This window comes from Streptomyces sp. NPDC006610, assembly GCF_040611575.1.
Lineage (GTDB): Bacteria > Actinomycetota > Actinomycetes > Streptomycetales > Streptomycetaceae > Streptomyces.
On sequence record NZ_JBEXOP010000017.1, the window covers coordinates 86383 to 93829 of the forward strand.

At 70.8% G+C, this 7447-nt stretch carries 7 protein-coding genes; all 7 read left to right on the forward strand.

Annotated features, from left to right (window positions below; all coding sequences use genetic code 11):
- Positions 1–10: 10 nt before the first annotated feature.
- The 7 genes from eccB to ABZY13_RS16490 all read left to right on the forward strand — a co-directional run bounded on the left by eccB (position 11) and on the right by ABZY13_RS16490 (position 7366).
- Positions 11–1495, forward strand: coding sequence for a type VII secretion protein EccB (gene eccB / locus ABZY13_RS16460; RefSeq protein ID WP_356631156.1), 1485 nt, complete (start codon positions 11–13; stop codon positions 1493–1495).
- 159 nt (positions 1496–1654) lie between these two features.
- Complete coding sequence (locus ABZY13_RS16465) at positions 1655–1990, forward strand: hypothetical protein (RefSeq protein WP_356631158.1); 336 nt, start codon at positions 1655–1657, stop codon at positions 1988–1990.
- A 43-nt stretch (positions 1991–2033) separates the two neighbouring features.
- Positions 2034–2354: a WXG100 family type VII secretion target gene (locus tag ABZY13_RS16470; protein WP_356631160.1), complete on the forward strand. Its 321-nt coding sequence runs from the start codon at positions 2034–2036 to the stop codon at positions 2352–2354.
- 113 nt (positions 2355–2467) lie between these two features.
- Positions 2468–2938, forward strand: coding sequence for a type VII secretion system-associated protein (locus ABZY13_RS16475; RefSeq protein ID WP_356631162.1), 471 nt, complete (start codon positions 2468–2470; stop codon positions 2936–2938).
- Between the two features lie 87 nt (positions 2939–3025).
- Entirely contained in the window at positions 3026–6502 is a 3477-nt protein-coding gene (locus ABZY13_RS16480; RefSeq protein WP_356631164.1) for an AAWKG family protein, read from the forward strand.
- A gap of 28 nt (positions 6503–6530) precedes the next feature.
- Positions 6531–7007, forward strand: a complete 477-nt coding sequence (locus ABZY13_RS16485; protein ID WP_356631166.1) for a YbaB/EbfC family nucleoid-associated protein — start codon at positions 6531–6533, stop codon at positions 7005–7007.
- Positions 7004–7366, forward strand: a complete 363-nt coding sequence (locus ABZY13_RS16490; RefSeq protein ID WP_356631168.1) for a hypothetical protein — start codon at positions 7004–7006, stop codon at positions 7364–7366. The genes ABZY13_RS16485 and ABZY13_RS16490 overlap by 4 nt, the downstream gene beginning before the upstream one ends.
- Positions 7367–7447 lie beyond the last annotated feature (81 nt).

The window sequence follows — 7447 nt, forward strand, 5'->3', positions numbered from 1 at the left end:
GGAGGACGCGGTGCAGTCCAAGCGCGACCAGGTACAGGCGCACATGTTCGTCATGGGGCGCCTCACCTCGGCCATGCTGCGCGGCGACCCGGACGCCCCGGAGAGCCCGCAGGGCAGGACCAACCGGGGCGTCGCCATCGGCGTCGTGATCGCCGTGCTGCTGGCGGCGGGCGCCTTCGTGCTGGGTCTGTTCAAGCCCGGGACCAAGGACTCCTGGAAGGAGGCGGGCACCCTCGTCGTCAACAAGGACACCGGGTCCCGCTACCTCTATCTCGACGGCCGGCTCCGCCCGGTGCGCAACTACGCCTCCGCCCGCCTGCTGGCCGGCGCCGAGATGACGGTCGCCTCCGTCGGCGCCCGCTCCCTGGCCGGCGTCCCGCACGGCGCACCGGTCGGCATCACCGGGGCGCCCGACGCGCTGCCCGCCGCCGGCGACCTGGACACCGGGCCCTGGCAGGTGTGCTCGGGGACCGTCACCGGCGAGGTCACCACCGTCCTCGCCGTGGGAGCGCCCGCCGACGGGGCCGGGCTGAGCGCCGGCCGGGCCCTGGTGGTGACCGGGCCCGACCGGGCCGACTACCTGGTGTGGCGGGGCAGCCGGCTGCGCCTGAACGACGACCGCGGCGCCTCCCGCTCCCTCGGCTACGACACCGCCTCCCGGGTCAAGGTCTCCGCGGCCTTCCTCAACTCCCTCCCCGCCGGCCCGGACCTGTCCCCGCCGGACGTCCCCGGCGTCGGCGCCGAGGGTCCCGAACTGGGCGGTCGCGAGACCCGGCTCGGCCAGGTCTTCCAGGTCAGCGCCCCCGGCTCGGACGCCCGCTACTACCTGCTGCGCCGGGAAGGGCTGACCCCCCTCACCGCCACCGGCGCCGCCCTGCTCCTCGGCGACCCGCGCACCCGGGAGAAGGCGTACCGCGACCAGCCGCCCGCCGCCGTCGAACTGGGCGTGGACGCGCTGGAGGGCCATACGGCCGCGGTTCCGCCGCTCGACCTCGCCGACCTGCCCGAGACGCCGCCCGAGGCCGCCGGACTGGAGCGCGGCCGGACGGTCTGCGCCCGGATCGAGGGCGGCGGCACGGGTGCCAGGGTCAGCGTCGCCCTGGCCCCGGCCGGGTCGCTCGGCCCGGCCGCGCAGCCCGCGCCCGAGGGGCTGACCCCGGCCTGCGTGCCCGTCGACCGGATCACCGTCCGTCCGGGCGGCGGGGCGCTGGTGCGCGCCCTGGGCGCGGGGGGCGGGGCCGTCGGCGCCACGGTGTACCTGGTGACCGACACCGGCATGAAGTACCGGGTCTCCGACACGGCGTCGCTGGCCGCCCTGGGGTACGGAACCGGCCAGGCGCGCGGGCTGCCCTCGCCGCTGCTGGCGATGCTGCCGACCGGCCCCGACCTCGGCCGGCAGGCGGCGGTGGCCGGACGCGGCCGGAGCACGGCCGTCCCCTGCGCGACGCCCGGGAAGGGCGAGCCGGGCGCGGCCCCGCCGACGAAGAAACGCTGACGTTACCGATACATGAAACTCGCTCAAATTCGGCCGACCAAAGGTCGTTTGACGAGGCGTCATGCCAGTATGACCGCGTTGTTTTCGCTACTGTCTGATCAACTGATTGAACTTTGAAGATCAGGCCGAGCGGCGTGACCATCTCAGGAGGTGCGGTACATGGCAGGCTTCCAGCAGTCAGAGGAACAGGCGACACGGAACGGCATCCAGGCCCTCGAGTCGGCGTTCACCGGAGTCCAGAACTGCCGGCAGGACGTCGAGAACATGAAGTTCAACCTGGCCTCGGGCCTCAAGGGTTCGGACGGCAAGGCCTTCCAGGACCTGCTGAAGCTGTGGGACGACCAGGCCGAGATCATCTCCAGGAACGTCCGGGACATGGTGGACACCCTCAACGAGACCCTCCGGGTCCAGGGCCTGACCCAGGGTTCCAACAACGAGTCCATCAACAACGCCTACACCCAGTCGCAGAGCATCTTCGACGCGCTGCAGGGCTGATCCCCCGCCCCTTTTCCCACCTGTTGCGAGACGAGGCCCCCACATGAGCGACTTCACCGACGGACAGATCTACGTCGACTACCGGCACATGTCGAACGCGGCGGACGACATGGTGCAGCAGACCAGGGCGATCGCCAGCATCCTGGTCAACCTGGACGCCGAACTCCAGGCGCTGAAGCAGACCTGGGAGGGCGAGGACCGCGCCGTCTACGACAAGAAGCAGGCCGCCTGGAACCAGGCCGTCGAGGCGATGCAGAACCTGCTGGAGAACCACTCCCGGCTGCTGACGGACGTCTCCGGCAACTACCAGTACAGCGAGAAGTCCCTCACCCAGCTGTGGAGCGAGGTGCGCGTCGGTCGCTGAACCGGCCCCTTCACGACCCTTGAGACCGGGCGGCGGCCCGCCGCGGCGTACGACGGCGGGCCGGCCGTCCGGCGTCCCGGCAGCGACAGCACCAGCCCCCGCAGGAGCAGGACATGGCGGACACCCCCACGGTCAATCTCGACAAGGCCTGGCTGGAAAACTTCCTCAACCACGACATCCTCAACTTCCGCAACGAGCTGACGAAGATCCTCAACGACGGGATCGGCCCGAGCGGCGAGATCGTCCCGGCGCTGGCGAACCTCCTGCCCGAGGGCCAGATCCCCGAGGGCTCGCTGGCGGGCGCGGTGCGCCCGCTGACGATCGGCTCGATGGCGAACGACGACCGGACCAACGGCAAGGCGCTCGTCGCGGCCGTCACCGAGCTGATCAAGGCCATCGACCTGATCATCGAGCACCAGAAGACGCTCTTCGAGGACATCGACGACAACCTGCGCACCAGCATCGACAAGCTGTTCAAGACCCAGGGCGACAACCTCGCCAAGATCGACGGCGACAAGCTGCTCGACATCTTCGAGGACGTCGACGACTCCCTCGGCGGCAGCTCCGAAGAGGACGACGACTAGGGGACGCCCGACGTCCGACGTCCGCCACCCCCGGTCCCCGCCGTCGATCTCCGCCTCCGCTCAACCGCCCGTCAACGGAGTCCCACCGTGCCCGAAGAAAACGTCATCCCGCTCACCTCAGACAATGACGCCTGGCAGAAGGCGGTGGCGCTGTTCACCGGGTACGAGGCGCCGCAGCGGCACACCCTCTTCGACAAGCTCCTCGGCAACGAGGGCATCAAGCAGATGAAGGTGGAGATCAGCAAGCAGCGCAGCGTCGACTACGTCGATCCCAACGACTTCAACTGGCGGGTCGAGAACGCCGGTTACCGCATCGAGAACACCGACTTCGTCATCCCGTTCTACATGACGAGCGGCGACAACGCCTCCGCGGGCGACCAGGTCTCGATGTACAAGGCCCGCATCACCATGCTCGGCAACCACAGCACCGACTCGCCCCCCGCGGGCGGTGTCGTGGAGGGCAAGGAGTTCAGGAGCCAGTACGAGAACCACCTCGGCCTCAGCGGCGACAAGGCCGTGTGGACGACCGCCCCGCTCACCCAGTACGCCTACGGGACCGGGCGCGCCCTGGAGGCGCTGCTCAACAACACCACCGGCACGCACGGCTTCTCCTGGAACGGCATCAACGTCGCCAACGAGAAGGCCGTCGCCCTGTCGTCGTTCGACACGGCCGCCGCCGCCTTCGACCGGGTCGGCCAGTTCTTCAGCGACCGGCAGAAGACCGTCGCGGAGTGGCAGCGCCGGGTGGGCGCCGAGCAGGACGACGCCTGGCGCGGCCAGGCCGCGGGCGTGTTCTGGAACCTGATCCACACCATCAACCGGCAGTACGAGGGCTACGCCAAGGACATGGGCTATGCCGGCGGCCGGTCCAAGCAGGGCAACGAACTGCGCGAGGCCGGCACGGCGTTCCGCAACGCCGTCCTCAAGCTGCACTCCAAGTGGGCGCACTGGGAGCTCTACATGGGCAACCCGCTGCGCTGGCTGCACGACCTGCTGGTGGAGATCACCGACCATGTGTGGGAACGCAACATCAAGCTGATCACGTACAAGGTGAACAGCTCCGGCGGCATGTACCCCACCTACTACACGACCTACCACGCCCAGGGCGGCTTCGACCAGACGGCGACCCGGCTCGGCAAGAACGACAACTTCGGCCCGCTGGACCAGCTGAGCACCTGGAAGGCGGTGGGGGAGCGGGCCGTGCAGAACTGGCAGGCGTCCGTCATCGAGAACCTGGTGGAACCGGCCAACGCCGCCCTGGACGAGATCCACAACAAGTGGGGCTCGAAGAACATCGACCTCGGCTCGGTCCGCACCCGCGGTGACGAGGACCTCACCAGTTCCTACCAGGAGGACAAGACCGAGAAGGAGAAGGAGGCGGCGGAGAAGGCCGCGGCGGAGGCCAACAGGAAGAACGAGGAGTTCATGGCCTGGCAGAAGGCCGAGGCCGAGCGGGCCAGGGCCGAGGCCGAACGCCATCGCAAGGAGCAGGAGGAGAAGGAGAAGGCCGCCAAGGCCGAGCAGGAGAGGAAGGAGGCCGAGGCCAAGGCCGAGCAGGAACGCAAGGAGAAGGAGGCCAGGGCCGAGCAGGAGCGCCGGGAGAAGGAGGCCGAGCAGAAGCAGGCGGAGGCCGAGGCCAAGGCCGAGCAGAAGGAGGCCGAGGCGAGGGCGGAGCAGGAGCGCCGGGAGAAGGAGGCCGAGCAGAAGCAGGCGGAGGCCGAGGCCAAGGCCGAGCAGAAGGAGGCCGAGGCGAGGGCGGAGCAGGAGCGCCGGGAGAAGGAGGCCGAGCAGAAGCAGGCGGAGGCCGAGGCCAAGGCCGAGCAGAAGGAGGCCGAGGCGAGGGCGGAGCAGGACCGCAAGGAGAAGGAGGCCGAGCAGAAACAGGCCGAGGCCGAGGCCAGGGCCGAACAGCAGCAGGCCGAACAGGAGAAGAAGCAGGAGGAGGCGCAGCGCAAGCAGGAGGAGGCCCAGGCCCGCGCGGAGCAGTTGCAGATAAGCCAGTTCAACCAGGCCCGCGCCGACCAGGAGGCCGCCCGCAAGGAGCAGGAGCGCAAGCAGGCGGAGGCCGAGGCCAAGGCCGAGCAGAAGGAGGCCGAACTCCGGGCCGAGCAGGAGGCCAAGGAGAAGGAGGCCGAGGAGAAGCAGGCGGAGGCCGAGGCCAGGGCCGAACAGCGGCTCCAGGAGCAGGAGGCCAAGCAGGCCGAGGCGGAGGCGAAGGCCGAGCAGGAGCAGAAGCGCCAGGAGGAGGAGCAGCGCCGGCTCCGGACCGAGCAGGAACTGCGCCAGGAACAGCTGCTGACCGAGCAGGAGAAGCGGGAGGCCGAGCAGCAGGCGCGGCAGGAGGAGGCCGAGCGCAAGCAGGAGGAGGCCTGGCAGCAGGCCCAGGCCGCCTACCAGCAGAGCGGGCTGCTCAACCCGGGCGGCGGCGACCTGCCCGGCTCGGGCGACCTCTCGCTCGGCTCGGGCGAGCTGAACACCGGTGATCTGTCCCTCGGCTCGGGCGGCCTGGACACGGGTGACCTCTCCCTCGGCTCGGGCGACCTCAACACCGGCGACCTCGGCTCCCCGACCCCCGAGCAGATCGCCGCCAACCCCTACGCCGACGGCACGCTGACCAACCCCGGCGGCAGCGTCACCACCCTCGACGACAACGGGCGCCTCGTCACCGAGTACCCCGACGGCAGCTCCGTCCGCATCGACCCCGAGCTGCGCACGGCGACCGTCACCCATCCCGACGGCACCGTCCAGACCGGCCCGCTCAACGTCGGCGACCTGCTCCCGAACCCGGACGGCAGCGTGACCCGCCTCGACTCCGAGGGGAACATTGTCACCGAGTACCCCGACGGCACGACCACCACGGTCGACCCGGACACCGGCATCGGCACGACCACCCGCCCGGACGGCACCGTCAGCACCGGCCATCTGGGCGGCTCGGCCGGCGACCTGCCCTCCCTCCCCGGCCTCGGCGCCGGCCCCGGCTCCCCCGGCACGTCCTCCTTCACCCCTTCCTACACGTCGCCCTCCTACTCGTCCCCGGCGTACGACTTCGGTTCGTACGAGGAGGAGCTGTACGACGCCGACTCCCCGTACGAGTCGCCGTACGCCACCCCGGCCGCCGCCGCGGCCCCGTCGGCCGCGGACATCGGCACGCCGCTGAACACCGGTTCGCTGCCCGGCGGCGTCGGCATGGGCGGCATGCCCATGGGAGGGATGCCGATGGGCGGCATGGGGGGCATGGGAGCGGGCGGCCAGAACCAGAACGAGCGCGTCCGCAACGTCATCGACGACGGCCAGTCCCTGCACACTCGCGGCAGCGGCGGCAGGTACGGCGCCGGTTCCCTCCCGCGGGGAGCCGTACCGGACGAGAACGACGTACGGGTCTCCACCCCCCGTGCCACCGCCACCACCGGCTCCGGCCCCTTCCTGCCGACGGGCGGCGCGGGAGCCCCCGGCGGGCAGCCGCAGACGCAGAGCGGCGACCGCACCCGGGAGGCCTGGGCGCAGGACGACGACGACGTGTGGGGCACCGACGAGGGCGGCGCGCCCGCCGTCATCGGCCGATGAACCCCACGGACCGGCGGAGGACCACCCCGTGACAGAACCGATCGAGCAGCGCATCGCCAAGGCGATGGCCGAACTGGAGTCCGTGCAGGCCGCGGTGGCGCGCGCCGAGCAGCAACTCGCCGCCGCCTCCGCGACCGTGCGCTCCCGCGACCGGGCCGTGGAGGTCACCGTCGGCGCGGGCGGCGAGCTGACCGGACTGAAGTTCCTGGACAACAAGTACCGTTCGATGAACGCCGCCCAGCTCGCCGCCTCGGTGATGGAGGCGGTCGGCCGGGGCCGGGCGCAGATGGCGCGCGAGGTGATGGACGTCTTCCGCCCGCTGACCGAGCCCAGCGCCGGTGTCCCGGAGCTGCGCGGCGTCGACGTCGACTGGGAGCGCATCTTCGGACCGGCGCTGGACGCGGAGGCCGGCGGCGGCCACGGGCGGCGCGGCGGAAGCCGGCTGCGCGACGAGATCCACGAGGACACCGACGACGCACGGACACGAGGAAGGGGCCGGTCATGAGCGGCGTCTACGAAGCGAACCCGGAGGCGCTCCGGTCGAGCATCGAGCGGATGAAGCGGCTGCCGGAGCTGGCGCGCAAGCTGGGCGAGCAGTTCACCAACCAGGAGCGGGCGTACACGGAGTGGCCCGGCTGGACCGACGACTACGCCCACCAGGTCCGCCCCGTCTACGAGCGCAACAACCAGTACTGCCTGGGCACCAGCACCACGCTGTACGACGCCCTGTACGGCCTGGTCTCCGCGACGATCGCGAACCTGGAGAACATCGAGAAGACCCGCACCGACTCCACGGACCGCATCCGCGAGCACCAGCGCCGGACCGAGGACGCCGTCGGCGGCGATCACGGCGGGCGGCACTGACGCCGGACCGCGGAGCACGGTGGACGAGTTGGCGAGTGGGAGTTTCGGGTGCAGGAGATCAACTTTCCTGAGGACGTCAGG